The 24,797-nt window shown below is 36.3% G+C and carries 40 protein-coding genes and 1 pseudogene; all 41 read right to left on the reverse strand.

What is annotated here, in order from left to right:
* Window position 1: 1 nt before the first annotated feature.
* Window positions 2-3,937 carry a phage tail tape measure protein gene (locus A4G25_RS03535; RefSeq protein ID WP_413783659.1) on the reverse strand — a complete coding sequence of 1,312 codons (3,936 nt, stop codon included), beginning with the start codon at window positions 3,935-3,937 and terminating at the stop codon, window positions 2-4.
* 177 nt (window positions 3,938-4,114) lie between these two features.
* The gene (locus A4G25_RS03540) at window positions 4,115-5,044 is read right to left on the reverse strand and encodes a hypothetical protein (protein WP_047133023.1); all 930 of its coding nucleotides are present in this window, start codon (window positions 5,042-5,044) and stop codon (window positions 4,115-4,117) included.
* Window positions 5,045-5,162: 118 nt separating this feature from the next.
* Window positions 5,163-6,155 (reverse strand): annotated as a pseudogene (locus A4G25_RS03545) (phage tail tape measure protein); the annotation flags it as partial.
* Window positions 6,156-6,183: 28 nt separating this feature from the next.
* On the reverse strand, window positions 6,184-6,336 hold the full coding sequence (gene gpGT / locus A4G25_RS12935; RefSeq protein ID WP_156483152.1) for a phage tail assembly chaperone GT: 153 nt from the start codon (window positions 6,334-6,336) through the stop codon (window positions 6,184-6,186).
* A 46-nt stretch (window positions 6,337-6,382) separates the two neighbouring features.
* Complete coding sequence (gene gpG, locus A4G25_RS03550; RefSeq protein ID WP_063164610.1) at window positions 6,383-6,730, reverse strand: phage tail assembly chaperone G; 348 nt, start codon at window positions 6,728-6,730, stop codon at window positions 6,383-6,385.
* Window positions 6,731-6,789: 59 nt separating this feature from the next.
* The gene (locus tag A4G25_RS03555) at window positions 6,790-6,969 is read right to left on the reverse strand and encodes a hypothetical protein (RefSeq protein WP_047133020.1); all 180 of its coding nucleotides are present in this window, start codon (window positions 6,967-6,969) and stop codon (window positions 6,790-6,792) included.
* A 19-nt stretch (window positions 6,970-6,988) separates the two neighbouring features.
* Window positions 6,989-7,612: a major tail protein gene (locus A4G25_RS03560; protein ID WP_047133019.1), complete on the reverse strand. Its 624-nt coding sequence runs from the start codon at window positions 7,610-7,612 to the stop codon at window positions 6,989-6,991.
* A gap of 11 nt (window positions 7,613-7,623) precedes the next feature.
* The gene (locus tag A4G25_RS03565; protein ID WP_047133034.1) at window positions 7,624-8,034 is read right to left on the reverse strand and encodes a hypothetical protein; all 411 of its coding nucleotides are present in this window, start codon (window positions 8,032-8,034) and stop codon (window positions 7,624-7,626) included.
* Window positions 8,035-8,039: 5 nt separating this feature from the next.
* The gene (locus tag A4G25_RS03570; RefSeq protein ID WP_047133018.1) at window positions 8,040-8,429 is read right to left on the reverse strand and encodes a hypothetical protein; all 390 of its coding nucleotides are present in this window, start codon (window positions 8,427-8,429) and stop codon (window positions 8,040-8,042) included.
* Window positions 8,419-8,787: a hypothetical protein gene (locus tag A4G25_RS03575; RefSeq protein WP_047133017.1), complete on the reverse strand. Its 369-nt coding sequence runs from the start codon at window positions 8,785-8,787 to the stop codon at window positions 8,419-8,421. Before A4G25_RS03575 ends, A4G25_RS03570 begins: the two co-directional genes overlap by 11 nt.
* Window positions 8,771-9,058 carry a hypothetical protein gene (locus A4G25_RS03580; protein WP_047133016.1) on the reverse strand — a complete coding sequence of 96 codons (288 nt, stop codon included), beginning with the start codon at window positions 9,056-9,058 and terminating at the stop codon, window positions 8,771-8,773. Before A4G25_RS03580 ends, A4G25_RS03575 begins: the two co-directional genes overlap by 17 nt.
* A 17-nt stretch (window positions 9,059-9,075) precedes the next feature.
* Window positions 9,076-10,287 (reverse strand): phage major capsid protein, encoded by a 1,212-nt coding sequence (locus A4G25_RS03585; protein WP_047133015.1) that lies wholly within the window; start codon window positions 10,285-10,287, stop codon window positions 9,076-9,078.
* A gap of 11 nt (window positions 10,288-10,298) precedes the next feature.
* Window positions 10,299-11,006 carry a head maturation protease, ClpP-related gene (locus A4G25_RS03590; protein WP_047133014.1) on the reverse strand — a complete coding sequence of 236 codons (708 nt, stop codon included), beginning with the start codon at window positions 11,004-11,006 and terminating at the stop codon, window positions 10,299-10,301.
* On the reverse strand, window positions 10,969-12,147 hold the full coding sequence (locus A4G25_RS03595) for a phage portal protein (protein WP_047133013.1): 1,179 nt from the start codon (window positions 12,145-12,147) through the stop codon (window positions 10,969-10,971). The genes A4G25_RS03590 and A4G25_RS03595 overlap by 38 nt, the downstream gene beginning before the upstream one ends.
* Before the next feature lie 15 nt (window positions 12,148-12,162).
* Entirely contained in the window at window positions 12,163-13,833 is a 1,671-nt protein-coding gene (locus tag A4G25_RS03600) for a terminase TerL endonuclease subunit (protein ID WP_047133012.1), read from the reverse strand.
* Complete coding sequence (locus tag A4G25_RS03605; protein WP_082107885.1) at window positions 13,830-14,192, reverse strand: hypothetical protein; 363 nt, start codon at window positions 14,190-14,192, stop codon at window positions 13,830-13,832. Before A4G25_RS03605 ends, A4G25_RS03600 begins: the two co-directional genes overlap by 4 nt.
* 186 nt (window positions 14,193-14,378) lie before the next feature.
* Window positions 14,379-14,714, reverse strand: a complete 336-nt coding sequence (locus A4G25_RS03610) for an HNH endonuclease (RefSeq protein WP_047133032.1) — start codon at window positions 14,712-14,714, stop codon at window positions 14,379-14,381.
* A gap of 683 nt (window positions 14,715-15,397) precedes the next feature.
* Window positions 15,398-15,844 carry a transcriptional regulator gene (locus A4G25_RS03615; RefSeq protein WP_047133011.1) on the reverse strand — a complete coding sequence of 149 codons (447 nt, stop codon included), beginning with the start codon at window positions 15,842-15,844 and terminating at the stop codon, window positions 15,398-15,400.
* A 48-nt stretch (window positions 15,845-15,892) separates the two neighbouring features.
* The gene (locus A4G25_RS03620) at window positions 15,893-16,363 is read right to left on the reverse strand and encodes a Holliday junction resolvase RecU (protein WP_047133010.1); all 471 of its coding nucleotides are present in this window, start codon (window positions 16,361-16,363) and stop codon (window positions 15,893-15,895) included.
* Complete coding sequence (locus tag A4G25_RS13040; RefSeq protein WP_232011926.1) at window positions 16,360-16,545, reverse strand: hypothetical protein; 186 nt, start codon at window positions 16,543-16,545, stop codon at window positions 16,360-16,362. Before A4G25_RS13040 ends, A4G25_RS03620 begins: the two co-directional genes overlap by 4 nt.
* Window positions 16,542-16,715, reverse strand: coding sequence for a transcriptional activator RinB (gene rinB, locus A4G25_RS03630; protein ID WP_047133009.1), 174 nt, complete (start codon window positions 16,713-16,715; stop codon window positions 16,542-16,544). Before rinB ends, A4G25_RS13040 begins: the two co-directional genes overlap by 4 nt.
* Entirely contained in the window at window positions 16,712-16,945 is a 234-nt protein-coding gene (locus A4G25_RS13125) for a DUF1381 domain-containing protein (protein WP_047133008.1), read from the reverse strand. The genes rinB and A4G25_RS13125 overlap by 4 nt, the downstream gene beginning before the upstream one ends.
* An 11-nt stretch (window positions 16,946-16,956) precedes the next feature.
* The gene (locus tag A4G25_RS12940) at window positions 16,957-17,133 is read right to left on the reverse strand and encodes a hypothetical protein (RefSeq protein ID WP_156483153.1); all 177 of its coding nucleotides are present in this window, start codon (window positions 17,131-17,133) and stop codon (window positions 16,957-16,959) included.
* A 14-nt stretch (window positions 17,134-17,147) separates the two neighbouring features.
* Complete coding sequence (locus A4G25_RS03640) at window positions 17,148-17,354, reverse strand: helix-turn-helix transcriptional regulator (RefSeq protein ID WP_047133007.1); 207 nt, start codon at window positions 17,352-17,354, stop codon at window positions 17,148-17,150.
* 44 nt (window positions 17,355-17,398) lie between these two features.
* Window positions 17,399-17,698, reverse strand: a complete 300-nt coding sequence (locus A4G25_RS03645; protein ID WP_063164612.1) for a MazG-like family protein — start codon at window positions 17,696-17,698, stop codon at window positions 17,399-17,401.
* A complete protein-coding gene (locus A4G25_RS03650) occupies window positions 17,691-17,912 on the reverse strand; it encodes a hypothetical protein (RefSeq protein WP_047132961.1) in 222 nt (73 codons plus the stop codon). Before A4G25_RS03650 ends, A4G25_RS03645 begins: the two co-directional genes overlap by 8 nt.
* The gene (locus A4G25_RS03655) at window positions 17,913-18,155 is read right to left on the reverse strand and encodes a hypothetical protein (RefSeq protein WP_047132962.1); all 243 of its coding nucleotides are present in this window, start codon (window positions 18,153-18,155) and stop codon (window positions 17,913-17,915) included. It lies immediately after the preceding gene.
* On the reverse strand, window positions 18,152-18,346 hold the full coding sequence (locus tag A4G25_RS03660; protein WP_047132963.1) for a hypothetical protein: 195 nt from the start codon (window positions 18,344-18,346) through the stop codon (window positions 18,152-18,154). Before A4G25_RS03660 ends, A4G25_RS03655 begins: the two co-directional genes overlap by 4 nt.
* A complete protein-coding gene (locus A4G25_RS03665; protein ID WP_063164613.1) occupies window positions 18,336-18,737 on the reverse strand; it encodes a YopX family protein in 402 nt (133 codons plus the stop codon). Before A4G25_RS03665 ends, A4G25_RS03660 begins: the two co-directional genes overlap by 11 nt.
* Window positions 18,734-19,144, reverse strand: a complete 411-nt coding sequence (locus A4G25_RS03670; protein WP_047133049.1) for a hypothetical protein — start codon at window positions 19,142-19,144, stop codon at window positions 18,734-18,736. Before A4G25_RS03670 ends, A4G25_RS03665 begins: the two co-directional genes overlap by 4 nt.
* A complete protein-coding gene (locus A4G25_RS03675) occupies window positions 19,131-19,334 on the reverse strand; it encodes a hypothetical protein (protein ID WP_063164614.1) in 204 nt (67 codons plus the stop codon). Before A4G25_RS03675 ends, A4G25_RS03670 begins: the two co-directional genes overlap by 14 nt.
* A complete protein-coding gene (locus A4G25_RS03680) occupies window positions 19,286-19,972 on the reverse strand; it encodes an N-6 DNA methylase (RefSeq protein WP_174531717.1) in 687 nt (228 codons plus the stop codon). Before A4G25_RS03680 ends, A4G25_RS03675 begins: the two co-directional genes overlap by 49 nt.
* Window positions 19,972-20,424 carry a nucleoside 2-deoxyribosyltransferase gene (locus A4G25_RS03685; RefSeq protein WP_047130966.1) on the reverse strand — a complete coding sequence of 151 codons (453 nt, stop codon included), beginning with the start codon at window positions 20,422-20,424 and terminating at the stop codon, window positions 19,972-19,974. Before A4G25_RS03685 ends, A4G25_RS03680 begins: the two co-directional genes overlap by 1 nt.
* The gene (locus A4G25_RS03690) at window positions 20,417-20,914 is read right to left on the reverse strand and encodes a DUF3310 domain-containing protein (RefSeq protein ID WP_047130967.1); all 498 of its coding nucleotides are present in this window, start codon (window positions 20,912-20,914) and stop codon (window positions 20,417-20,419) included. Before A4G25_RS03690 ends, A4G25_RS03685 begins: the two co-directional genes overlap by 8 nt.
* Window positions 20,915-21,436, reverse strand: coding sequence for a hypothetical protein (locus tag A4G25_RS03695; RefSeq protein WP_047130968.1), 522 nt, complete (start codon window positions 21,434-21,436; stop codon window positions 20,915-20,917).
* A gap of 2 nt (window positions 21,437-21,438) precedes the next feature.
* Window positions 21,439-21,627: a hypothetical protein gene (locus A4G25_RS03700; protein WP_047130969.1), complete on the reverse strand. Its 189-nt coding sequence runs from the start codon at window positions 21,625-21,627 to the stop codon at window positions 21,439-21,441.
* Window positions 21,602-21,832, reverse strand: a complete 231-nt coding sequence (locus tag A4G25_RS03705) for a hypothetical protein (RefSeq protein WP_047130970.1) — start codon at window positions 21,830-21,832, stop codon at window positions 21,602-21,604. Before A4G25_RS03705 ends, A4G25_RS03700 begins: the two co-directional genes overlap by 26 nt.
* Window positions 21,829-23,064, reverse strand: a complete 1,236-nt coding sequence (locus A4G25_RS03710) for a DnaB helicase C-terminal domain-containing protein (protein WP_408641260.1) — start codon at window positions 23,062-23,064, stop codon at window positions 21,829-21,831. Before A4G25_RS03710 ends, A4G25_RS03705 begins: the two co-directional genes overlap by 4 nt.
* A complete protein-coding gene (locus A4G25_RS03715; RefSeq protein ID WP_047130972.1) occupies window positions 23,054-23,410 on the reverse strand; it encodes a hypothetical protein in 357 nt (118 codons plus the stop codon). The genes A4G25_RS03710 and A4G25_RS03715 overlap by 11 nt, the downstream gene beginning before the upstream one ends.
* Window positions 23,410-24,120: a DnaD domain protein gene (locus A4G25_RS03720; RefSeq protein WP_047130973.1), complete on the reverse strand. Its 711-nt coding sequence runs from the start codon at window positions 24,118-24,120 to the stop codon at window positions 23,410-23,412. Before A4G25_RS03720 ends, A4G25_RS03715 begins: the two co-directional genes overlap by 1 nt.
* Window positions 24,107-24,790, reverse strand: a complete 684-nt coding sequence (locus tag A4G25_RS03725) for a putative HNHc nuclease (protein ID WP_047130974.1) — start codon at window positions 24,788-24,790, stop codon at window positions 24,107-24,109. The genes A4G25_RS03720 and A4G25_RS03725 overlap by 14 nt, the downstream gene beginning before the upstream one ends.
* Window positions 24,791-24,797 lie beyond the last annotated feature (7 nt).

A 24,797-nucleotide genomic window follows, 5' to 3' on the forward strand; every position in this document is an offset into this window, starting at 1 on the left:
ATTAGAAAGCACCTCCCATGTTGTATGCCATCATTTGCGCTCGTTTACCTTGTGCCTTACTCATGTCTTGCTCGCTCACACCTGTGGGCTTCTGCTCTAAACGTTGGTTACTAGCTACAAGTTGTGTCAGTAATTCAACTTGTCTTTGTGTGGCTTCTAACTGCCTAGCCATAACATTTATCATTTCGTTGTCGTTATTGTTGCTAGTAGAAGGTGTACGCATTTGATTAGGACGTTTATTGTTTTTAGCACGCTGAGAAACGCGCTCAGATGCAATGGCAATTAGTTTCATTGCATCACTAGCTTTAGACGGGTCTGTAGGTACTACAATTTCTGGGTAACCACCCTCTGCAAGATTGTACCAGCCAGATGAATTAATTAATCCGCCTGTGGCAAATCTTCTTGAACCAGATGGACCCCAGCCGCTTTTACCATATGGCAAATCACGTCGCCAGTTAGAGTTATTAAAGAATGCAAGTAATTGGTCGTAACCATTCTTAATATTTTTATGACCTTTGACCGCATATGATTTGAATGTACTTGGTACATATTGCAATAGCCCTTGTGCTGGTGTACCTCGTAAGTTGTTGATATCTCCGATGTTACCTTGTGTTACTCCAGCATTACCGTTGGATTCTCTGGCAATTTGTGCGACGATACCGTTTAATTCTCTATTAGATAGATTAACCTTCATTTTCTTAGCTGCTCGTTTGATATCGCCTTTCCACTTGCTTGCTGATTTGTTTTGGCTTCCACCGCCGTTATGTTTCTTCAACCAATTTGTAGGGTCTTTGGCAACGCCATTCCATCTCATTTCATAGTGTAGGTGAGGACCTGTTGAGCTACCTGCACCAGCACCTTGTCTTGCCGGGTCGCCACCAGATAATCCTAAAAGTGTACCCGGTTTAACAGATTTTGAACCTGTCCAGTTAAGTTTGGATAAGTGACCGTAAATAACTTCGATTGCACCAGATATAACGGACATCATGTTACCGAACCCACCATTATAGCCTTTAGAACCTGTCGCCTTACCAGAAACTGTGGAATACACTTTAGTTCCGTAAGGATAGTTAATATCTAACCCATGATGTGGTCGTGCGAAAGGGTAACCTTGTCTTGCTGCCTCTGCTGCGGTTGCTGCAAAGCCGAAGTTGATACCACGACTTAAATCAATATAGCCGCCGTCGCCGTCTCCGCCTTGTTCTTCAAAGGCTTGTTTGATTTTATCAACGGCTGCCTTTTTAAGTTTTCCGTACATGCCTTTCATCATATCGTAAGGCAACTTAGCTTTTTTGGCGATACCGAAACCGCCCAAATTTAAGCCGAACCCTTCTAAAACTTTATCAAGTAATTTTTTAGGCTTTTCTGCCCAATCCATTACGTCGCCGATTTTATCTTTAAGCCATTTTTTACCTTTGCCTACTATTTCTCCGGCTTTTTCACCGACGTTGCTTACAACCGCTTTGCCTCCGTCTAATACTTTAGCAGCACCGGCTTTAGTTGCGTCCCAAGCATCACCGAATACATTATCGCCTTTTTTCTTCTTCTTAGTTTTAGGGTTATGTTTGCCTAACGGATTTGTACCGAATGAGAATCTAGGCAATCCGTTCAACATTGAATGAGTTTCAGCACCGTTGTACACTTTTGCGCCTTTAGGCAAGAACGTTGTTGTATCTTTGTTTGGAGTTAATGCCATTTTGCCATTAGGATATTCAATTGCTTCATGTCTGAAACCGTTCGGACCATTTCCGCGGCCTTTATCTCCGACAGTGGCGAAGGTATCACGATTAATCTTGCCGTTAGTAACAAATTTTTGTGTGTGGGTTGATTCAGTACCAGTATGGAATTTAACATCTGGTAATTTTTCCATACCTAGTTTATCGCCGACCCAGTTAACACCTTTGATAAGTGTATTTAAGCCTTTCTTAACACCTTTAATCATTCCACCGAAGAATCCGCCAATTTTACCGGTAACGTTTTTAATAGCAGAACCCATTTTGTCCATGACGCCAGTTACTTTATTTTTCATTGCGGTAACTAGGCTGATCGTGCCGCTTTTAATACCTTTCCATTTCTTACTCATGAAACCGCCGATAGCATTCATCGTTTTATGTGTGCCTTTGGATAAAGAACCCCAAGCACCGTTAACACCGGACCAAAGTGCTTTAGCTTTATTTACTGTTCCGGATTTAATACTACTCCATTTAGAACTCATGAAACTGCCTACTGCTTTGAATGTTTTAGTAGTTCCGTTTTTAAGGTTGTTCCATGTATTTTTAACGCCGGACCATAAGGCTTTAGCTCGGTTTACGACGCTATTTTTAATGTTGGTCCATACTTTCAACACAAAGTTTTTAACTGCATTGAATATCGCAGTTGTACCTTTTTTAAGCGCGTTGAATGCAGCTTTAACTCCATTCCAAAGTCCTTTAGCTCGGTTTATAACGGCATTTTTAATAGCATTCCAAACTTTGATAGAGAAAGATTTGATAGCATTGAATACAGTCAATACAATTCTTTTCACTAAATTGAAATTGGATCTAACTTGTGCTACATAAGCTCTAATTATTGCGATTACGCCATTTTTAAGCAAAGTCCATATTTTGATAGCTGCATTCTTCATACCGTTCCATAAAGCTGATAAGACATTTTTCAACGCTTGTATAGGGTGCTGTATAGCAAATTTAATAGCATTCCATATTGTTATAGCGCTTACCTTAATAGCATTCCATATGATTATTGTAGATGTTTTTACAATAGTCCAAACACCAACAATATATTTTTTCAAAAATCCGAATATGGCTATCGCGGAATTTTTAATTGAATTCCAAATACTGATAACCGCATTTCTGAATGTACTGTTTGTTTTCCAAAGGTAAACAATAGCCCCTACCAGTGCAGTGATTACAGTGATAACTATTCCAACCGGTCCTGTCATAAATCTGATTGCTAGTCCTAAACCTCTAGTTGCTAATGCCGCCGCTTTAGTTACACCAGTCCAAACAGCTGTTGCTGCTGTGGCTATCCTAGTTTTACCAGTAGTCGCATTTTGTGTAACTGCTAACCATTGGTAGCCTTTCCCTAAAATATTCATAGCCCCAGATGCAGCCAAAGCTATGCCCTTTCCTACTTTAGTTACACCATTCCATACAGCTTGCGCCGCTGCGCTTATTTTTGCTTTTGCAGCCTGCATTGTTTGAGAAGTAGTTAATGCTGCTACCGCATATCTATAACCTTCTGCTATACCTCGAGCAGTAGCGGTAACACCATTCCAAATTCCAGTCGCTGCTGCGCTGGTTTTAGATAAAAACGATAATGTTCTCATACTCGTCATTAAAGAACCTAATACTGTTATAGCAGTACCGATTGTTGATGCCATAACACCAAATACCATTAATAGTGGTCCAATAGCTGCGGCTAATAATCCTACAATCGCTATTGTTTTTTGAACGCCACTAGGTAAATTAGTGAACTTATTTGCTAATTTAGTAACCCATGTAGCAACTTTGTATAACATTGGTGCTAACGCGTCTCCTAAAGAAATCGCCAAACTTTCAATAGCTGATTTCATCTTACGCATTGCACCGCCAATGCCACCTTCCATTTCGTTAGCCATTCTTTTGGAAGCACCATTAGAGCTATCTATGGATTTAGTTAGCTTTTTATAATCTTCATCTGAAGCATTGATAACTGCTAACGCACCACTCATAGCCTCTTTACCAAATATTGTACTAGCTGCGGCTGCTTGTTGATCTTTAGATAAACCACCCATTTTAGTTCTAAGTTGGTCCATTACATCTCTCATAGGTAACATTTCGCCGTTGCTATCAGTAATGGATATACCTAGTTTATCCATTTCATCTTTCATTGCTTTTGTTGGTTTGGCAAGGTTAGTGAACATCGTTCTTAATGCTGTACCAGCTTTTTCGCCTTTTATCATTTGTTATATATAGGAGTTTACCCTATAATCTCAAAGTTTCCTTTGAGTATCGGACTATATCTTTATCCCTTAGGATAATCGGCGCTCGTGGATGTGTTATTGTTTGTTCTAACTCAACATCTAGTCTCTAGACCTTCGTGCTACTATTTGAACGTTCACACGCTTGGCTCGGTATTAATATAGTGAAATATTAGTTTCTAATTCGTTATATACGTACGCAACGAAATCTTCATGTTTATAGAATCTTTTATAAGGTATTCGTAATAAGTTGATATCGTTATCTTCACAATATTTATTCTTTATTTTGTCGTTATGTTGTGTTTTCATTAGATTTTCTCGACCGAATTTAGGTTTGAAGTGTTGAATACCGTCATATTCAATGAGTAGCCATAATTGCCCTTCTTTAAAAACTGCAAAATCAAAAGGTAAAGGTCTCTGATTTCTACACTCTTTTATCCTGTATTGTTTAGAAAAACTATAGCCTTTCTCTTTTAAATATGCTTCCACGACATCTTCGCCTTTTGATGTATAACAATAAGGACATCCTGTTTTATTTCTGATTATTTGGATTGGAGTCGCTTTAAAAAGTTTGTTGCACTTAACGTGTCTTATTGTAGCTGGTCTACTTGATCCATTGTAATCAGAATATAACTCGTATTCTCCTTTTCGAGACTTTTCTATTTCTTTAACAACTTCATTTATTTTGCGTGTGTTTTTTAAAGTTGATTTTTTATATCTTTCATTAGGACATCTTTGTCCGTTTAAAAAGGCTTTGGGAGACATTTCAAAAACATTACCACAACTTATATGTTTCATCTTTATATTTATTTTATTGTTTTTATAATTGCCTAATACTTCGTATTCATCCCCAACTAAGCTACGAACTTCTTTTTTAAACATTTCAGTTGTCTTTTTAAGATTATTATTGCATTTCGGACAACCATGACCTTTAGAAATAGTATATGGGTTAGTTTCCCAAATATATCCGCATTTGTGCTTTACTTTTATTTTCGTGCGTCTATCAACATATCTACCTATTACTTCAATATCATTATTATTATTTTTTACCGATTCTACAAACTCTTCGTGTGTCAGTTTTTTCATAAGTCACCTCTACCTTAATTGTAACTTATTCTGACAGCATTTACCATAAATATTACACCTTAACCTCTACCGAATTCACCGATTTCTACGCACACATTACTGTGTGTTCGAGCATATCCATACCCGCATTACTCATAAGGCCAATAGCTATCGATGTATCTTCTACTGTGTAACCTAATGCACCAGCAACTGGAGCAGCGTATTTAAACGCCTCACCTAAACCACGTACATCAGTATTGGCTTTTGAACTCGTTTGAGCCAAAACATCTGCAAAGTGGGTACTATCTTTAGCTTTCATGCCAAATGCTGTTAAGTTGTCGGTTACAATATCAGACACACTTGCCAAATCTTCACCAGATGCAGCAGCTAAATCCATTACACCGCCAACACCTTTTAGCATATCTTTAGTGTCCCAACCAGCAAGTGCCATGTAGTTCATTGCTTCAGCAGATTCTGAAGCTGTGAATTTAGTATCTCGGCCCATTTGAAGTGCTTTTGTTCTAAGTTGGTTAAACTCATCACCAGTAGCACCAGATGTAGCTTTTACTTTGCGCATAGTATCGTCGAAGTCTATACTTTTCTTCATCGCAACGCCAAACCCTGCTGCAATTGGTGCAGTAACGTACATACTCATATTTCGCCCAACCGACTTCATTGAATCACCAACAGATTTTATCTTAGGTCCTATTTCAGAAAAAGTTTGCCCAAGTCTACCAACAGACGATTTACTTACCGCAATCATTTCTCTGTATTTATCTCGTGTTTGGTCGAGTTCTTTTTGCAAATAATTAAGATTGTCAGCTTGTCGACTATATTCTTGTCTTAATTGAGCTGCTTTTTTACTATTCACGCCAGATTCTCTTGCTGCCTCTTGATACTTGGCTTTCAACGCTGCAACGTTAGCTTTAGATTCTTTGACTGCTTGCGATAATTCTCTAGTTCTTAACTTATATGAATTCAAACTTTTTTCAGAATACTTAAAGTTGTTATTAGATAGTTTTAAATCAGCATTTAACCCTTTAAAACTACGTTTAATTTCTGCGATACTACGTTGAACGCCCATATCCTTCATGGATAGGTCAATCTGCAACCCTTTTATTCTTTCTGCCATCACTCCACCTCCTTACTTATAAGATGTATTACATGAACGCATCAATCATGCTGTCCGTTTTCTTGACATTTTTCTTATTACTTTCGTCAACTAATTCCATGAAAAAGGCAAACGGCATGTCTAAAATATCGTTAATATCCTTGCCGCCTTCCTTCATCATTTGCAGCATGAGTTTCTTCATGTTTTCTTTATGTTCCTTGTAGGAAATGGATTTTAGATGATTCGTGCTAATTCCTTTTTCTTTCTTCGTCCATTTGTCCTTGTGCGATGAATTGAATTTGTTGTTGTAATTCTTCTACTGCATCGGGTGCATGTAATCTGTCTAATAAGTCATCTTTAGTGAATTGGTTATTGTAAATGTCGACCACCATATCTAGCATTTGGTCGATGTTTTCTTGTGCGGAAGTTTCTTCATCTGATGCGCCGTCCATTAAATCAGCAGCGTCATAGATTTTACGGAAAGGAATTTGTGTAGGTGTAATGAATGTATCGTATTTCGCGTTGCCTTCTGAATCTGTTACTGCGTTACCTTTTTTGTCTACTTGTACTAATTTAATAAAATTACGTTTAGCCATTTATAATTGCTCCTTTGTTTTTGAAATGTAAATAAAAAGAGGGCGCTAAGCCCTCAAAATTAGTCTTCAACTTTTTTAATTAACTGTTTCTTCTGTCTGTTTTCACTAGACAATAGTTCTAAAATACGTTCTTCTTCAATTTTTTTATTAGTAGGTCTAGGAAATGTTTGACCTTTTTTATACAATTTATTGTTATCTTGTAAATCTTTAAAAGTGTTTGTCACTTCGTATTTAGCCATTTATAAAACCTCCTATTATTTACGCTCCAATATCTGAGCTTGACGTATCTCCAGTACTGCCAGCGTCAGGATGTGCCACTCCAAAAACTTTTTCCCAAATAGCGTCACGCATAACAGTAGAGCCTTTTTCATCACGACCAAGTAACATTGTTTGTTCATTTTCAAATCCTTCAACTTCTGCTTGCATGAATTCACCTGTAGATTGATCTTGTGAGAATTCAACGCCGTCCTCTTTTGTTTGGCCAGACATTTCAGGGAATGTGAACATACCTTTTAATAGACCAACGTATTCAGAAGCGCCTGATTCTGTAGTTTTTTCGAAAATTACTGATACGTAAGGTGGCGTGTTGTTACCTACACCTAAAATACCTTCTTTTGATTTATCAAGACCAAACAGCACTTCTCTGTCCTCAATAGGTAAGTGATGGAAAGTTGATTCTAATTCAACTGTTCCGTTTGAAACAGCTAATTCAGCTACTACGTTATCACCATATCCTTTTTCAATAGATTGTTCTTTTGATACTGAAATTTCTTGTAAATACTTAATTGCTTGTGGGTCAGTTACACTTCCTACTTTTTCTGAATCTAAAGGTTTATAATGAAATCCTCTAATTCCTGTAAATGAATTGTATTTTCTTGGCATATTAATTCCTCCTATAAATTTAATTCAGAACGATAAAAGGCCCCCTCGTATCTACGAGCGGACCTGTAAATTTTTAATTCTCTATCGTATTCTGGTTTTGCATTAGCTGTATTTTCCATATCCAACTTATCTTTCATCAACCTAGATATATGATAACTAAGTTGATTTCTAACGTAATAAGCTTGATAATTTTTTGACTCTGGCACAAATAAGTCAATCTGTACCAAGTAACTTAAAGCCATGTTATCGTTGTCTGCATATTCGACTGGCAAAGTATCGTCAACTTCACTCATGACAATATAGGGTTTAGACGCATCAGCAGGTTCTGGGTATTCATAGAACTTAATTCTTTTTCCCACATACTCTATAACTTGATTATCATTTATCAACACATTATAAATATCCATCAAGATGTCCCTCATCTGCATCACCCTTTCTCTAATCGTCTTTTAACTATTTTAAAATATGTTTCTCTACCACTTCTTAAAGCTCTATCAACAGCACCTTTACCTCTCGGGTTAGGATTCTTGACAGTACCGAATTCATTTAGGTGAATGATTGTATAACGATTTTTTGAACCTTTCCAGTAGATTTTAATTGTACGAACGCCGTTTAAAGTAAACGGTTTTGATAACGTAACTTCGTCTATACTTGCGCCAGTATCTTCAAATGATTCGAAGTTTTTCTTGATTTCTTTGACTATTACTTTTCCTCCAGCAACCAATGCTTCATCTGTTATTTGACGCATTTTTCTAGCTCCATACTTTTGTTCTAACGCCTTCTCTATTTCTTTCATGCCTTTTAATTTAATTGTCATTAGCTACACCTACCACTTTAATAATCTCTTTATTAATCGAATTGGGTGCAAAATCAATGACTCTAAATGTTAAATCTTGATAAAGATCATGAATTAATTCAAACGTATCTGAATGATTAATACGGTAATCTGAATGAGGGTTTCTAAAGTTAATAGTCACTTTGTTTGTGCCTGTAACGTTACTTGTTTTCTCTAAGTCTTTTGTTGAACTTTCATAAACTTCACAAAGTGTAGTAAAAACATCATCGGTTTGAGTACTACCAGGTAAAGGACCTTCATTTTCAATCATACGAAAAAAAGTAACGGGAACTCTAAGGTCTCCATTACTTATTTCTGGTGGTTTATAACTCTTCTTCATAATCAATCTCCTTCATATTTTCTAAAGCGAAAGACGTGATTTGCGGTAAAAAGTTTTCGTGAAAATATTCTAATGCGTCGTTATAAGCATACCTTGCACGCTCATACACAAGTTCTGTGCCTCTTATATTTTTACCAATTACAAATTCTTGACATCTAAATTGAATATCTTCGTACGATTGCTCAAGTAAAGACTTGATATGATTATCTTCGAATTTATGAAATATCTTCAATCGTCTTTTCATTTCATCAATTTGTTTTTGCTCGATCATTGAACCACCACTCTCTATTAAGCACCTACGTCAGAAGGTTCATCTTTACCACCACTAGGTTTCGCAGCAATATCTAAGTTATATACTAATGAAGTTTTGTTATCGTCAGGCATACCATGTGCAAATTGTTTAGCAATGAATACGTCTGCGTCTTCTAAAGCTAATGTTTGGTCATAAGACTTAATGTTAACTGCACCAGTTTGAACTGCATAGTAGCGACTACCTACTACGAATAGCGCTTGGTTTTCTTTTACAAATTCAGATGCAATAACATCTACATTAAATGGTAATGATGTAACCCATGCACCATTAACTGTTTGCATAGTATTTTGAGCTTTAATATAGAATTGGTCAACAGGATTAACCACTAAAGTTACACCTGATGTTACATCTACTTTTTGACCATTTTCTTTTGTAGATAACGTTGTTAATGCACCAGCTAGTTCATTAGCAGTAGTTTGAGCGTCTGCAAATGTTAATGTACCAGTTGATGTTTTATCTGCTGCGCCTGTTACAGTTACACCGTCAGTGTCGTATGTTAAATCTTTAGTTAAACCATATGGTTGGTTAGATGCTGCGCCATTACCTAATACAACACCTTCTTCTAATTTAAGCGCCATAGCTTCTGCTAATTGTAAACGCACATAACGTTCAACCCATTCTGGACCAAAGTCGAGCATGTCTTTCGGTACAATCGCAAATGCTGTTAATTTGTTTTGTGAGAAGCTTAGTTCTTTAAAGTTAGCTTGGATCTGTCCTTGGATTTTGCCAAAGATTTCTCCCCAGATTGCAGCACCACTTGGGTCTCCAACAATCATACGTGTTTTAATTCCAGCAATTTGGAAGTTAATTTTAGATAATAAAGGACGAGCCTGTTGCATGTCTTCGAACACACGTAAAACCGTAGATTCAGGTAAGATAACTTCTTCTTTGTAAGTGTCTAAGTTAGCTTCATCTTCTACTAAGTTTGTGAAGAAACGATTTTCTTCTGCTGTTAAAATATTGTCTCCACGATTCATACGTACTTGTTTATCTGTAGTAGTGTTGTGAACTTCTTCACGCGCTTCTTTTAAAACTTCATTGTGTAAGTTTTGAGAAAAGGCAGCCATGTATTCAGCATATTTATTTTCTACTACCTCTTGATCTTCTTCATTACGTACTGCATTGAAATATTCATTCTTTAAATTCTCAACATCTTTGTTGATTTCATCTTTAAATTTCATCGTCATACTTTTTCCTCCTATAACAACCTTTTTGTTTTTGGTTTCTTGTTTTGATTTTTAAAAGACTTAACTTCATTTGTTAAGTTTGCAATTTGATTCTGTAATTCAATAATTTCTGCGTTATTTTCTACTTTAGTTTCTTTAGGTGTTTCAACCTTTTCTTTTGTCTCGTCTGCAAAACCTTTATCTACTGCGTCTTTAGCAGTAAACCAAGTTTCTTCAGACATCATTTGAGAAATTTCATCACGATCTAAACCAGTTTTTTCTTGGTAAATGTCCACAATAGATTCATCAATCGTTTCTAAAGCGTTTAGCGTTTTTTTAATATCGGCTTTATTACCAATAGCTAAAGTTGCAGCTTCATGTACCATGATTGAAGCACCTTTTTCCATTACAATAGAATCAGCAGCCATAGCGATAATTGATGCAGCACTTGCAGCTAAAGCAGTAACTTCTACTGTAATGTTTGATGAATGATTCTTAAGGTAGTTATAAATTTCAATACCTTGGAATACATCACCACCAGGACTGTTTAATCTAATAACAACGTCTTTGTTCACATCGTCTAATGCATTCGCAATGTCTGCACTGTTGATAGTTTCATCTGCAAAAATTGACGCTTCTGCAACGGGTCCTCCTAAAGTGAGAATGACTTTATCGTCTTGTACTTCATTCTTAAACGAATATTTAGACGTTGCTTTGATTAGTTCCTTTTTCGTCTCCATTATCAGTCTCACCTCCTTCCGTTGAACCTTCTTTCTCATAGTTTTTAGTCAAAATAAAACGATCTCCACCTTCTACGGGTTCGAGACCGAGCATTTCACGCACTTCATTTTGTTTAGCTGCGCTTGATGATATTAATTTGTCTACTTTTTCTGCATTTTTGATAGGGTCTACCTTGTTAATGCCTACGACTTTGACGCACTTTCCTTTTAAGTATTCTCTTTCTGTGAAAAACTTACTGTTTAACTCGTCTTCAATCTTAGTAACAAGTGGATTAATACAGAAATCAAGATAAGCATCCATAGCATTGCTAAGGTCTGCCACATCACCATGAATAAGGTTAGATGGTATGCCAATGATTTTAGCTACATCATCAATAAATAAACGTTTAACTTTTTGTAAATTTTCAGCGCCATTATCAGTACCATTTGCATTATCTTTTGATAATTCTTCGTAATCAAACTCAGGTACTTGCGGTACGATTGCAACACCATTGTTTTTAAATTGACTGTAAATTTTATTAATATACTTCTGTAACCTTGTCATATTCTTATCGTCTAATTGACCACCGCCATTGGCGACATTAACAACACCTCTAATCTGATTCTTTCGTAATTGTGTGTCCATCATACGACCGAACAACTCACCATAATCACCAAACAATCCATCTACAAACCTTTGTAGCTTATCGTTGTTGTAGTTTAGATAAACTACTTCATCCATCTTAAAACTACGTTTAAATACATAGTCTTTAACTACTACATCTTTAAACAAGTCATCATAGACTGCATATTCTTCTCTATAAAAATCATCAGCAATCAATAAGTCATCGCTATCAGTCTTTATAATTAATACTTCGTTGTCATACACAAGTTTATAAATGACCTTATGCCAAAAGTCTGAAGCGCTAGAATCTGTATTAGGTCGTACATTTAATTTGTAATACAACTTGTCTCTAACTAATTCTTGTCCATCTTTAACCCAAAATTCCGATTGGCTAAAGGTACGAGCAATAAAGTTAATAGAGGTTTCAAGTGCAATACGTTTCAAATACGACCTACTAGCAGGGGCATAGGCTAAATCCAAATCAAGCATGTCTCGTAAGTCTAGATTCCTTTTCAGTATTGAATCAAAAATTCCCAATAAATCACCTCCTAACTAGAAATCAAGTTTATCTAATAAGTCGAATGCTTTATCTAAATCGATTTCTTCTATTTCTTCGAGTTTATAAAGTGCATGTAGGAAAGCATGAAACCCATCTGTTTTCCTTCTGTGTTCATCTTTCTTAACAAATTCTTTATTACCATCTTTTTTTATTTGAACTGCTACATTATTGGTATACCAACGCATCAATGGATTATCACCAAAAATAACACGATGATTAGCAAATAATGTTTCAATTTGAGGTGCTAACTTACTATGAACACCTCTAGGATTACGTAAAATTTCTATATCGAATCCTGCTTCTTCAAATAACGGTCTAAGCAATGTAACTCGGAAATTGTCTGCCACTATTTCTTGTATTGCGTACTTTTTACGCATTTCTATAAACCAATTAACGATATGAACTGGATTAATAGATGGCTCATCAACTATTGTTAAGTGACCTTCTTTCTCCCATTGTTTTATTGGTGGCTTAAGTTTAGCTTCGTCTAAGTAGCCTTTACGAGCAAATGAGTGTGATATCCACACGACATCGTCTCCTTGTTTAAACAATAATCCGACTGCTGCAAAGTCTTTGATACTTGCATAGTCAACACCACCAATTGCTGTTTTATTCTTCAGTGGTGGAATATTGCGAGCTGTCGCAAGTACATCTTCACGAGATGCTACAATCTTGCTTGAATCTTCTTCGGGTAGGTTCATACGCTTTGTTATAAAGGTTTCATATCCACTAGGACTGTGCGTTAAAGCTTTGTATTGATTTAATACTTTACGATAAAGACGTTTGCCATATTCGCTCATAGGCTCTTCAAACATTGGGTTCGCTTTAGACCAAGTTGTAGGGTCGTCTTTTTCTTCTTTATGATCTAACTTACAAATAAATGGAAATAATCTATCGTCGGGTGAATCGCCATTTAAAATTGCTTTAGAACGGTCTTTCAATTTATCTAAGAACCCTTCACGAACAAAACCATCTGTGCCTATAAAAAATTCTCTAGGGTGCTTAACTTTACCAAGCCCACTAGAGAATACGTCTACTATGTCATTGTTTTCATATCTGTGAATCTCATCATAAATAATAAAACCTTCACGTCCACCATCTTTACTACCAGCGTTACTTGTTGCAAATTCGAATTTACTCTGTGTAACTTCTGATGTTATACGTAATTTGGTTAAATCAAAGAAGCCTTCACCTTCTACATCATTTATTCTTCCACTGTATAAATTGTGTTTTATGATTTGTCTGTGCATTTCTTCAAACGATGTTTTAGCTTGTTTCTCAGTGTTAGCTACAACAGTTCCGTCATAATTATCGACTCCATGTAATTCACTTATTAGATAATTGGATAAAGCACTAATCAAACCATTCTTACCAGCACCACGTGCTACTAACCAAAAGAACTGTTCAAAGTATAATTCATCTTCTTCATCAAATAAGAAAATAAATGCGATTAGAAATTTCTGGAACGGCTGTAATTTAAAATAAAACTTTTCTGTGAAAGCAATACACTTTTCTATTTGCTCATCATCGAAATATAAATCTTCTCGATACAAAACATTAAGTTCTAAGTGATCTATCAATTTAATTCGGTCACTGTTTAAATTAATTTCACCGTTTTTATATTTATCTATGTACCGTTGTACATGTTTATTTACTTTCGTCATAATAAACTCCTACCTTTTTCCTTCACTTCTTGCGCCACATCTTCAGGTAACAACCGCGTAAGTTGTTGTATGATTTTCTGATAAGCACCGTCACGAGAATTAAAAATTTTTGCTATTGGTCTTTCGCGTTCGTACGGAGGGGCGTTTTCTGATTGAGTGAATAACTCATAGTCGCCGTTTTCTTGGATATCTAACCATGCGTCATCAAGTAATACACGCATTCTTGCAGCTTGAACAATTAAGCCTTGAGCTACTCTTTTTTTATCATCGGGTATAGATTGAAAAACCTTGTCTAATCGTTGCTTTTCTTTATCTACTCGTGCCTCATGTTCTTTGATTTGTTGTTCATCTCTTTCCACAGTTATCACCTCTTTTCTATATATGCTGTAGGGAGGGGGTTATACGCGAAATTTGTTAGTAAATGTCGAGAAAAGACTCCCCTGCCTCGTTTCCCCGACGTAAAATAAAATTAAAATTTTTTGACGGGGGGATTAAATTATTTTTTATATAAATTTATTTCTCAAAATAATTTTTGGTTTTAAAAATTACCACCATTCATCACTTGACCATTTATTTTTTTTAGTAGGAAATCCGTTTTGATAACGATTGTGTTTCTTGTTGTGACAACTAATACATAATGTAACTAAGTTATCCATGTCTAATGCTAACTCTGGATGACTATCTAACTCTTTAATATGGTCTACATCCAATGATTTATGCTTGTCTGGGTTTATCGTTTTAACAATTCCTTTTTCTTTGCAATGTTGGCACTCATAATTATCTCTAATCAATACCAACTCCCTCAACCTACGCCACTCTTTAGACTTATAAAACCTTTTTGTTTCTTTATCTACCTTACGATCACTTGCTGGCTTGTTAATACCACGTGAGTACCATTCTCTTATAGCCTTCTTAAGTCCTTCTTTGTTTGGTCTGTTGCTTTTGTTTAACCTATCGATACACACATCTATATCTACATCCATCTTGATAGCTTTATAACTCATACCATTGTCTTCAATCCTGTTAGTTATCTTCTTAGATAAGAATGTAGTAATGATGTATAACTTACCTGCCTTCTTAATTTGTGTGCAATCAATCATAGTATTACGTAATATCAAGAGTATATCTTGTGTATTAGGTTTATTATCTTGATAGTCACCAAAGGTTATAGCTTGAGCCATAGCGTCATAGTCGAATACTATATCATCATCTGTTATGTTTTCTTTCACATACGTTGTCTTACCGCTCAATGGTGGTCCATATACAACTACTACTTCCACTGTGTCTCCTCCTTTGTAATGACATATGCTAACTCATATCAACACTACGAGCATGACTAATAGTTATATAGTTGGAGTTCATGTGTAGTGTTCATATCAATAAGCACAAAGAAGACACACCACAATGTGATGTGCCTCGTATAATATAGTGTGTTTGAAGAACCGTGTATCTAATCAAATGCGTATCTTAGAATGACACGCCCTGTTTTATTTCTCTAGGTAAAAACCTATACTATCATAATAAGCTATTGACACACCGCACTTCTACAACCTCGAAAGTGCGGTTACTCTTTTGTAACCCAGCCTATCTTTTTAGCTGTTTCTCTCATCATCTTATTACGCATTCTTAGCGCTGCGTCTTTACTGATAATTTTATCATCTTCTCTCTGTTTAGTTATCTCATGAGCAATGTCCGGCCATTCATATATAGCAAGGTCTTTTTCCCAATAGCGATATTGTGCTATCAGCTTCTGTTCCTTAGTTGCATTCCTATACACATCTTCAACTGCCATGATTGATTCAGTTAGGTTTCTATACAGGTTGTCCTTATTAAGTTTAATTACTTCTTGCTCTACTGGCTTGCCCGGCAAGTTAGATTTACCACCTCCTACATTTTTATCACTAGGTTGATATAGTAATTCATATCTTCTATATGCGAGTTGCCCTTTCAACTCTTCATGGTAAATCCACAACTCTTCTAGCTTCTTAATATCTGCACTACCTAATTTCATGAGAAACCCCCAGCTATTTTTTATAAAATCTATCATTATGGTCCTTATTCACATAATATCTAAGTAATCAAATGCTATACCGTTTCTACTTTGTACTGGTTCTATATTTTCAAAGTAACTATACGGAATGCTTTTTCTATCCAACGTTTCTTCTAATCCTACATATTCATCAATATCCAATGCATATAACTCTTGATAACGTTCGAAATAGATAAGTAAGAAAGCTGCGCCGCCATGTGCTTTAATTTTCTGTAAGTAATCTACTTGGTGCGGTTGTATGTTATTGAATGGTATGCTTTTACCTTTAGTATTCTTAGCATCAAAGGCTATCATCTTGCCGTTACTGATACCTACGAAGTCCACCATACCTTTAGCTTTAAAGAATGCTTTGCCTGTGCGTGTGTTGTAATTAATATCTGTCGGCACCTTACGTATGATTGCTTTGTTGTTCATTTCATATATCTGATTTACATGTGTGATTACTGATTCCAACCACTTGCCTCTGTTCGCATAACTCATTTATCCACTTCCTTTGAGTCATTTAGATGTTTATGGTTATTAATATCTGCATCATCATTTCTTTTAGTCAGCGTTTGTATAATATATTTCTGTATCTTCAATTCCTGATTCAGTTCTCTGTTCGCCATATTAAGCACAAGTGAAAGGAGAGCGAAGAGAATGGTTAGTGCTATCCACATCATTCACTTACCTCCGCCTTAATATTATTAAGATGTATATGATCGTCTATATTAAAGTCTGCAGGTGCTTCCACATCATCGTTCTGTGTTGCGTGAATAATAAGTTGTTCAGTGATGTATTTAGCTGCTTCGTAGAGCACAAGTGTTAATAATAGTTTGAGTATTTGTTTCATAGGTCACTGTCCTTTCTATACATACCAGCTTTTAACGCTCTACTAATAGGACCGTTATTAAAACTAGATGGTACTACTTCCAATAATCCTTTATGTTTCTTAACCTTTTCTTTCGCATCTTCCTTATTTTCTGCGTCCACTACAATAAATTCTTCATTCTCCTTAGCTCTAGTTACATCAAGAAAAACCTCACCTGTTGTGTGGTGTGTTTTGCGTACTAGAAATTGCATTGCGTCACTCCTTACCTTGTTATAATTAAAACAACTATAATAATAAACACACATATCAAACCAACTATACCTATAGCCCATAAAACGTCTATAAGTGCAAACTCCTTACTATTTTCACCTTGATTCATTGGGTTCATTGGTGATGCAGGATTGCTAGGATTAGCCGGGCTATTTATCCAATTGTTCATTTACGCAGCACCTCCTAAAATGTAGTATCGTCATTAAATAAATCATTGACTGATAGTCCTAAACTGTCCGCTAATTTCTTAACTGTTTTTATGCTAAGGTTTGTCCTTCTATTTTCAATATCACTTAAATAAGACCGTGAAATTTCCATTTTTGTGGCTAATTCCTCTTGAGTCATATTCATGCGTTTTCTAATGCGTTTAAGATTTTGACCGAATTTCATTATCTTACCTCCTCAAAAGCAAGGCGGACGAACCGCCAAGCAATTTATAAATCTGATTCCTTAACAAATGTTCCGTTGATCATCTTACCTTTACGTCCAGCAACCTCGTCATATGCAAACTGCAAGCATTCTTCTAACGTCATACCATGTTGTTGTGCAAGAATGATAAGCGTAACTACTGTGTCCCCGATACCGTCCTTCAATGCTTCTGATTGCCCACGTGATAATGCTGCTGCTACTTCCCCGGCTTCTTCATAGAATTTAAGTGCTTGTCTGTCCGGATTACCTTTATCTAATCCTTTATCTTTACTCCATTGTTCTACTTGTTTGATTAAATTATTCATTAATATTTTCCTCCTCATATTCTCTAACTATACTGTGTACTGCGTCGCCTACGTCCATAGCATTCCAACTAGATACATCTAAGACTTCATCAAATGCTTTTGCTTTACGATAGACTTCTTTCAACTCATCAATAAGTTCCATGTTCTTTTTACGCCCAGACTCACGATTTAATTCACTTTGATTTATTATTGCTTTTTCATATTTGTAATCCATTTAATTACCCCTCTCTAAATCATGCTTTAAATTACTGAACTCATGTGTGCCGTCTAAATAGTCCATGTGCATTAACCAAGTTTGTAATTCATCCTTGGCAACTATAAGATTCGCTACTTGCGATTCATAACATTGACTTACACGATGTTTAATCTTATCTGCTTGCTTGTGTACACAAACATAGTCGTCCATCATATCTTCTTTCAGCGTGTGCCAAGCTTTTTCGTAATCACGTGGTTTCATTCCACAATTCCTCCCTTAATTCGATCCATTTCATGTCTCACATTCTTATACTGTGAACTGCTAGGATTCCACTGTATTTTCAGTCTGATGTAATGCTCTAACTCTGCCCATTCGCTGCGGTACATCTTAATATCATCAAGTAATTCGTAATACGCCTTGCGGTATTTGTCTGCACGTTCTTTATCGCTCATGACTATCAGCCTCCAGTAAGTTAGGATTTTGGTGGATATTTCCTATGACTTCGACAGAATTTATACATTCGGATAAGTGCCATGCAGTAAAAACATGTTCCAAAATTAATTCAAATCCATTGTCAACCACTTCATACACACGTTCATCAATTGTGTCGTTGATATTCAAGTCGCACTTCACTAAGTCGCCAATATAAATCTCTTTACCGTTTATATCTTTCAACCCTGTGGATTGCATAAGTTCAAAATTTTCTATATCTATAAAAAATTTATTAGGGTTTTCGGGCTCTGTAGCAACAATTCCTGCATCACAAAAATACACGACTAAACTCTCTTCGGTATAAAGCATTTCTTCTTCGTCTATATCCCATACTCTAAATTTAGGTATCATTCCACCATACCTCCTTCTCTCGTCCACAGTAGGGCGAGAGTGTAATCATCATTCATTGCATAAAGTGCAATTACTGCTTCATTTTCAATAAAGTTATTTACGAGTGCTTTTTGATGCATAAGTGTCTCTGGTCCTTTTCCTGTTTCCAAGTCGTACAGTTCAACTAAGTTAGGTATCTCTGAATATTTTGTAACTTCTTCTTCGACATACAGTTCAATCATTTTCGTATCATGATTAAAACTGATAGGGAACTTGCCTGAAATTTCAGGTTTGATTACATCTGTTCTAATACCTTCGTGATATTCAATATGATAATTTTCCAAATCCACTTCTATATCATCTTGTTCCAACAGGTATTTGATAAATTCTCTCTTTGTAAATTCTTTCTTCACTTTAATTTTTACCATTCCATTTCCTCCTGTTACTTTCATAGTCTGCTCTATCTGCTAACACAGTGACGCGAGAGGGACTCATGTATACTACGAATCCCTTTACGCCCATCTGCTCTAAATCACGCTGTATTTCGCTTGGTGAACGTCCTACGGTATTTAGTTTGAAACGCTGTTTAATTCCGTTTGTAAGTTCTCTGCCAGCCATTGCGGTATATCCTCCGTCTGTTTTACTTCTGCATAATTCTGTTCGATAAATTTCACGTTCAATTCTTTTTCCGTCCATTTGCTGTATGGCAATCGATTCAGTGAACTGAACTGCATATGATCATTGTTGTCATTTTGTATAAACCATGCGCCGTATGCTTCTCTCGTCAGTACATCGCACTGCACGACTGTACCGTTCATGCCTCGTATCATCATGTTGAATAACAAGAATGGTATTGTTCTGTCTGACAATTCTTCTGCTTCGTAATAATACATACGCGGTTCATACTCGAAAGGACTGACTTGCAATCTGTCTTGGTGCCAACGTTCAATCAGTATTCCGCCTGTACCGGCTGCCGGTTCGTAGTAACTGCCTTGATGATTGCCCACAATGTGATTCATTAATCTGCTTATCGACTTCGGTGTGAAGTCCTGTTTTTTCGTTTTACGTTCTGCATGTTCTTCTTGAAAGTATTCGTGGAACCAGTCGTAATTCACGTTGTAATCAAATGCTTCTAAGAATTGTTTGAAATACGTTTCTCTTTCATCTGATGTGATAATTTCCATCATGCGTGCCGGTGCTTGATAACCGTCTTTGATACCGAGTAGCTGATTAATCTTTTTAATAATATCTGCCATTAACAATCCTCCAACCGTTTCAGCATATCTTCTTCCGAACCTACGAAACTTCCCCACTTCTCAATCATTCCGAGTACCAAGTGATTAGCTGAAGCACTGGCGATACCTTGATAAAATTGCGGTTGCAGTAAGCGTTTGTTGCTTGTGTAAGCAATAATCGGAATATCTCGTCCGCATTCATTCAGTCCCGCAACCAATCCGATTTCTGAAATGGTACCGTCCTGTGTACCGCCGTTGACATTCACTACCACATAATCACTACTCAATATTTCAGTCACATCGCCGTTGTAAATATCTTTAGGTGTCGGATTGTTGGACTTATCATTGATCGCATTGTTCAATGCCGGTGCGTAAACTTCGTAACCTAATTTCATAATTTTCTTCGCCGTCTCGATTGAGTGATTGAATTCCCCTGTCGTTGCAATCGAATGTGCCAGATAAACTTTACTCATGTGCCAGCTCCTCCTTGAGTCTTTGTGCATAATCGATAATCTTATCCAGCTCTTTGTCTATATCGTCCTTACGCCCTAATCTTGTAGTGTATTTGATGATGTTGAACTTCATTGCTGCAATCCATTCCTCATTTCCAAATTGTTGTCTCGTAAATTCAATAACATCTACATTATCTGTACCGGCATAATGTGCTGGTGTTCTATCACTTTTTAACGGCGGTGTTATTTTAAGTCCCTTTATACGCGGAGAATGTATGCTTTTGCTTTCCATCTTCTTATGACTGATAGGCAACTTGTCGAAATAATCTTCATCAGTAAGTTCTAAAACCTTTTCTTGTCCGTCCGTTCTTACGATTGCCGTATCATATTCAAAATTCTTTTTAGATAAGTCAATGACTGTCGCACAATGTCCACCGTCTGCAATGTTCATGCCTTTATAGTTGTAAATAATGATACGATCACTTTGATTGAGTTCATGTATTTTAATCATTTACTGCACCACCTTAATAAATATGTCGTTTTCTGCTAAATGCTTGTACCATTTGCTAGGTTTCACACATTGCGGTGTGCCATCATATAGCCATGGCTTTTCGGTTCTCTTACGTTCTCTTGCCCGTTCTTCTGCTCTTTTTCTGCGCATTACATCTTCAAGTGCCAAGTCGTATTCAGTACGTGAATTTCTGTCTACGAAGTAAAAATTGTTTTCTTTTAATAAGCCATCTATGCTTTTATTGTTCTCTAATCTTTTTCTGAACGCCGTTAAACTTTTGATTGCGTTATCTTCTAATGTTTCAAGCGGTAAGTAGTAACTGACTTCCGGCAAGATAAATGCTGCACATATCACGCCGTTTTTCATTACATACTCAGGAGATAATGAAATAGCATCATCTAACCCCCAACCTTCATCTAAACGATATTGAATAGTAATCATATTCAAGCCTATATTATGTGCATGCTTGACTTTTTCCTCTGATAATGTAAATGCTCTGTCATTGTAATAAACTATTGCCATGCTTATATCCCCCTTACGTTGTCGATGTCTCTTACATCACCGTCTAACCAGTCATCTGTGTTATAAAATATGTCGTCTGCGATTTCCTCGATGTAGTCATCAACCGTTTCGTACGGTTTTAAATTCAATGGAATTTTCTTTTCGAAATCTATGGTGTATCGTATTCTAACCTTCTCTTCTCTGCGTTCCATTTACAGCACTCCAATCCATTTCTTTTAATGCTTTCTTCATAACAACTTCATAATCATCGAATGGTGTGATTTCATTTCTTTTAATTAATCTGTCTATCGCCCAACCCAGCTCTAAAATATGTTTTTGTATAATCGGATCGTTTTTGTATTCGTTTCTGAACATATTGCCTAGTAATTCTTGTAATCTGAATGTTGGAAATGTCATGTGTAAAACCTCTGTATACGTTTATAGAAATCAAATTCAATTACGCCTGTTTCGCCGTCTTTATTCTTGGCGATATTACATTCGACTGTGGACTTGCCGTCCTCTTCTTCAATATCTTTGTCGTAATAATCTTCACGATAAAGCAGCATTGCTATTGAAGCGTCTGCCTCGATACCGCCGGACTCTTTCATATCTGATAACATCGGCCGTTTGTCATTACGTGACTCAACACCACGACTTAATTGAGATAAGATTACGATGATTGCGTCTGTCTCATTTGCTATGATTTTTAGATCGCGTGAGATTCTTTCTATTGCTACCCGTCTATCTATCTTTGCGTCGGTCTGCATTAATTGGAGATAGTCGATAAATATGACTTGCGGTTTATCTGTTTGTTTCATTGTTTGCGCTCTCACGTCCTGTGTCGTTATACTACTCTTAGCGACAATGTTCACATTATTGTGCATAATGTCGTCCAAGCCTTTAGTAAGGTTGGTTATGTCATCGACAGTTAAGTTTGATACCTCTTTAATTTTCGTTAACTCGATTTTGCAAATGCTGGCGAGCATTCTTTGCAAAACATTTTTACCGGTCGTTTCAATAGAGAAGAATGTTGTTTGATAACCGCTCTTAGCAACATTCCATAAGAGGTTCAACGCGAATGCAGTTTTGCCGACTGACGGACGCGCTGCGATGACGACCAATTGGCTTGGCTCAAAACCTCCGATTTTATAATCCATAAGTGGAAAGCCCGTTTTAATTTTGTTATTCGGTGCATCACTATAAATTTCCTCAATCAATTCGTTTACATATTCTTTCGTTCCTGTATCTTCCGTTTTATCTAATAATTCGATTGCCTGTAAGTTATCTATCAGTTCTCTTATGCTTGTCGTATCATCTTGTTGATACATGTTGGCTAGCCGTTCCGATTCTCTGCGTTGGTAAGCGTGTATGATGTCGTCTTGATATGATTCGAAGTAGCCGACTCCGACAAAATCAGTATTGTAAAGATGTGCTAGTTCGTCGTTGCTGATAAAACCTTTGTCTTTAGCACTTTTGATAAATAACTCATTTAATTCCACACTCCCTTTTTCTAAGATGAATGTGATAAAATAGGAGTAACCAACATTTGTGAACATGTCGGGCTTTACTCTTAACTTTTGGAGAAGGTCCGGCTTTTTTAATAGGCTCGCAACGATAGTGCTTTCTATCTCATTGATGTTATACATAATTCTCGCCCCCGAACTCTCTCATTTTATTTCTTAAAGTTTGTAATGCTTTTACTCGTTCCTCTCGATACTTTGGATCATTCGCCATTTTGCTTTGATGTTCCTTTGTCTTTTCATCAACCTTATGTTCTAGTTGCTTAGGGTAACTACGCATGATGTTCGGTATCTTAGGTGGATAAGGATTACCATCTTTGATGTATTTCTTTAATGTATTCATCGTAGGCTCGTAATCCCCGTTCTCACTTAGCATGTCTAACCATAACTTTGCTTTCTCTCTATCAAAATTCATTTCATAAACGTTGTTAGCAAACTTAATTACTTCTGCAGCTTGTTTCTTAGTCATAGACATTAACTATCACTCCCTAGTAGATCATCTAGCATTCCATCTATATTGCTACTTTGTTTTTTAGGTTTAACTTTGTTCTCTGCTTTCTCTTTAGTATCTACATCTTCTTTAATCCAATTAGTTAATACTTTGATTAAGTAGTTAATACCTTTGTTGTTATCTCTTGTATAATCAGTAGCTACTTTTACTATGTCTAATGCTTCATTACCTAAGTTTTTAATTAATTCTTCTATCTCTTGTATCTTTAAAGGGCTTTGTATCATCTCTAATTCATTACTTATATGTTTTAATGACTCAGACACTGTGTCATTATTATTAGTTAAATCATTCTTAGTTCTATTATTATTAGTAGTGTGCCGTTTCCCGTTTTCCGATTTTCCGTTTTCCGTTTTTCCGTTTTCCGAAAATGGCATTTCGGTTGGTTTCTCATAAACTAGGTATTCATAGCCGTTAAATACACCTTTAGCATTTCTTTTTTGTGTTCTGTGTACGTACTTATATTTTATTAATTCTTGTATGCCGCTATTAATTGCTTTTTGACCGTCATTCATATGTTTTACAACTTCTGATGTGTAGATTTGCCAGTCATCTGGTCTACTAAGGAAATACAGTAATATACCTTTAGCTTTGGCACTTAGGTTGCTATCGTAAATAAATGTTTTATGCACTGTTACGAAGTCGCCGCTCTCTTTTATGGTTCTAAATGTAGCCATCTTTTTTTACTCCTTTCAACATTTTATTAAGCCGATCATCGACTTTTACCCAACTGTTCTCTAAGTGGTATTTCTCATTGAAACTATCCATACCGATAGCATGTTGTTCCTTATGATGTTCTGAACATAATGCAAGCACCTTATTGTTTAAGTGGCTTATCTTGCGTCTATCGCGTCCTCGTCCTACCGCTTGATAATGTGCTAACTCTGCATGAGTTTTGCCACAAATGACGCATGTACGATTGACTGTGGACCAGTATAAAAATGCTTTGTCATTCTTCAATAATTCACTGGTCTTATATGCTAGTGGTATATCGTTATGGAATATCCAATCTAACGCTACCTCTATAACTTCTGCTGCTTGTTTGCGTGTGCAGTTACTCAATGACAAGCGTTCTGCATATCCATTAAGAACTTCTACGTAATCCATAAACATATAACGCATGTAATCTCTCGGCATACCTGTATAGGCTTCTATGTCGTTGCAAAGTGCAAATATCTTACGTCTTTGCTTATCAGTAATCTTGAATGGATCAACAGGTATCACATCTACTTCAACTTCCATACCGTTATCCAGTAATAATGTTTCTTTATTACCGAGTGTTACATTCTTGATGACGGCAGTAATTGAACCGTCATCTTCTTGAATGTAGTTAGTGATTCTTTGCATTTAAACC

It is taken from the genome of Staphylococcus condimenti, from assembly GCF_001618885.1.
Taxonomy (GTDB): domain Bacteria; phylum Bacillota; class Bacilli; order Staphylococcales; family Staphylococcaceae; genus Staphylococcus; species Staphylococcus condimenti.

Excerpts from the sequence above, each read along its gene's own strand:
- A4G25_RS03555 (WP_047133020.1), bottom strand. The coding sequence starts at position 6,969 with ATGGCTAAATACGAAGTGACAAACACTTTTAAAGATTTACAAGATAAC.
- A4G25_RS13040 (WP_232011926.1), bottom strand. The coding sequence starts at position 16,545 with ATGATGTGGATAGCACTAACCATTCTCTTCGCTCTCCTTTCACTTGTG.
- gpGT (WP_156483152.1), bottom strand. The coding sequence starts at position 6,336 with ATGAAGAAACTCATGCTGCAAATGATGAAGGAAGGCGGCAAGGATATT.
- A4G25_RS03570 (WP_047133018.1), bottom strand. The coding sequence starts at position 8,429 with ATGACAATTAAATTAAAAGGCATGAAAGAAATAGAGAAGGCGTTAGAA.
- A4G25_RS03560 (WP_047133019.1), bottom strand. The coding sequence starts at position 7,612 with ATGCCAAGAAAATACAATTCATTTACAGGAATTAGAGGATTTCATTAT.
- A4G25_RS03540 (WP_047133023.1), bottom strand. The coding sequence starts at position 5,044 with ATGAAAAAACTGACACACGAAGAGTTTGTAGAATCGGTAAAAAATAAT.
- A4G25_RS03645 (WP_063164612.1), bottom strand. The coding sequence starts at position 17,698 with ATGAATAATTTAATCAAACAAGTAGAACAATGGAGTAAAGATAAAGGA.
- A4G25_RS03585 (WP_047133015.1), bottom strand. The coding sequence starts at position 10,287 with ATGACGATGAAATTTAAAGATGAAATCAACAAAGATGTTGAGAATTTA.
- A4G25_RS03695 (WP_047130968.1), bottom strand. The coding sequence starts at position 21,436 with ATGGCAATAGTTTATTACAATGACAGAGCATTTACATTATCAGAGGAA.
- A4G25_RS03670 (WP_047133049.1), bottom strand. The coding sequence starts at position 19,144 with ATGGTAAAAATTAAAGTGAAGAAAGAATTTACAAAGAGAGAATTTATC.
- A4G25_RS03725 (WP_047130974.1), bottom strand. The coding sequence starts at position 24,790 with ATGCAAAGAATCACTAACTACATTCAAGAAGATGACGGTTCAATTACT.
- A4G25_RS03580 (WP_047133016.1), bottom strand. The coding sequence starts at position 9,058 with ATGATCGAGCAAAAACAAATTGATGAAATGAAAAGACGATTGAAGATA.
- A4G25_RS03565 (WP_047133034.1), bottom strand. The coding sequence starts at position 8,034 with ATGAGGGACATCTTGATGGATATTTATAATGTGTTGATAAATGATAAT.
- A4G25_RS03690 (WP_047130967.1), bottom strand. The coding sequence starts at position 20,914 with ATGATTAAAATACATGAACTCAATCAAAGTGATCGTATCATTATTTAC.
- A4G25_RS03590 (WP_047133014.1), bottom strand. The coding sequence starts at position 11,006 with ATGGAGACGAAAAAGGAACTAATCAAAGCAACGTCTAAATATTCGTTT.
- A4G25_RS03675 (WP_063164614.1), bottom strand. The coding sequence starts at position 19,334 with ATGGCTGGCAGAGAACTTACAAACGGAATTAAACAGCGTTTCAAACTA.
- A4G25_RS12940 (WP_156483153.1), bottom strand. The coding sequence starts at position 17,133 with ATGAACAATTGGATAAATAGCCCGGCTAATCCTAGCAATCCTGCATCA.
- A4G25_RS03615 (WP_047133011.1), bottom strand. The coding sequence starts at position 15,844 with ATGAAATTAGGTAGTGCAGATATTAAGAAGCTAGAAGAGTTGTGGATT.
- A4G25_RS03575 (WP_047133017.1), bottom strand. The coding sequence starts at position 8,787 with ATGAAGAAGAGTTATAAACCACCAGAAATAAGTAATGGAGACCTTAGA.
- A4G25_RS03620 (WP_047133010.1), bottom strand. The coding sequence starts at position 16,363 with ATGAGTTATGCGAACAGAGGCAAGTGGTTGGAATCAGTAATCACACAT.
- A4G25_RS03720 (WP_047130973.1), bottom strand. The coding sequence starts at position 24,120 with ATGGCTACATTTAGAACCATAAAAGAGAGCGGCGACTTCGTAACAGTG.
- A4G25_RS03660 (WP_047132963.1), bottom strand. The coding sequence starts at position 18,346 with ATGAGCGATAAAGAACGTGCAGACAAATACCGCAAGGCGTATTACGAA.
- gpG (WP_063164610.1), bottom strand. The coding sequence starts at position 6,730 with ATGGCTAAACGTAATTTTATTAAATTAGTACAAGTAGACAAAAAAGGT.
- A4G25_RS03700 (WP_047130969.1), bottom strand. The coding sequence starts at position 21,627 with ATGGAACGCAGAGAAGAGAAGGTTAGAATACGATACACCATAGATTTC.
- A4G25_RS03705 (WP_047130970.1), bottom strand. The coding sequence starts at position 21,832 with ATGACATTTCCAACATTCAGATTACAAGAATTACTAGGCAATATGTTC.
- rinB (WP_047133009.1), bottom strand. The coding sequence starts at position 16,715 with ATGAAACAAATACTCAAACTATTATTAACACTTGTGCTCTACGAAGCA.
- A4G25_RS13125 (WP_047133008.1), bottom strand. The coding sequence starts at position 16,945 with ATGCAATTTCTAGTACGCAAAACACACCACACAACAGGTGAGGTTTTT.
- A4G25_RS03650 (WP_047132961.1), bottom strand. The coding sequence starts at position 17,912 with ATGGATTACAAATATGAAAAAGCAATAATAAATCAAAGTGAATTAAAT.
- A4G25_RS03665 (WP_063164613.1), bottom strand. The coding sequence starts at position 18,737 with ATGATACCTAAATTTAGAGTATGGGATATAGACGAAGAAGAAATGCTT.
- A4G25_RS03685 (WP_047130966.1), bottom strand. The coding sequence starts at position 20,424 with ATGAGTAAAGTTTATCTGGCACATTCGATTGCAACGACAGGGGAATTC.
- A4G25_RS03680 (WP_174531717.1), bottom strand. The coding sequence starts at position 19,972 with ATGGCAGATATTATTAAAAAGATTAATCAGCTACTCGGTATCAAAGAC.
- A4G25_RS03600 (WP_047133012.1), bottom strand. The coding sequence starts at position 13,833 with ATGACGAAAGTAAATAAACATGTACAACGGTACATAGATAAATATAAA.
- A4G25_RS03715 (WP_047130972.1), bottom strand. The coding sequence starts at position 23,410 with ATGTCTATGACTAAGAAACAAGCTGCAGAAGTAATTAAGTTTGCTAAC.
- A4G25_RS03640 (WP_047133007.1), bottom strand. The coding sequence starts at position 17,354 with ATGAAATTCGGTCAAAATCTTAAACGCATTAGAAAACGCATGAATATG.
- A4G25_RS03655 (WP_047132962.1), bottom strand. The coding sequence starts at position 18,155 with ATGAAACCACGTGATTACGAAAAAGCTTGGCACACGCTGAAAGAAGAT.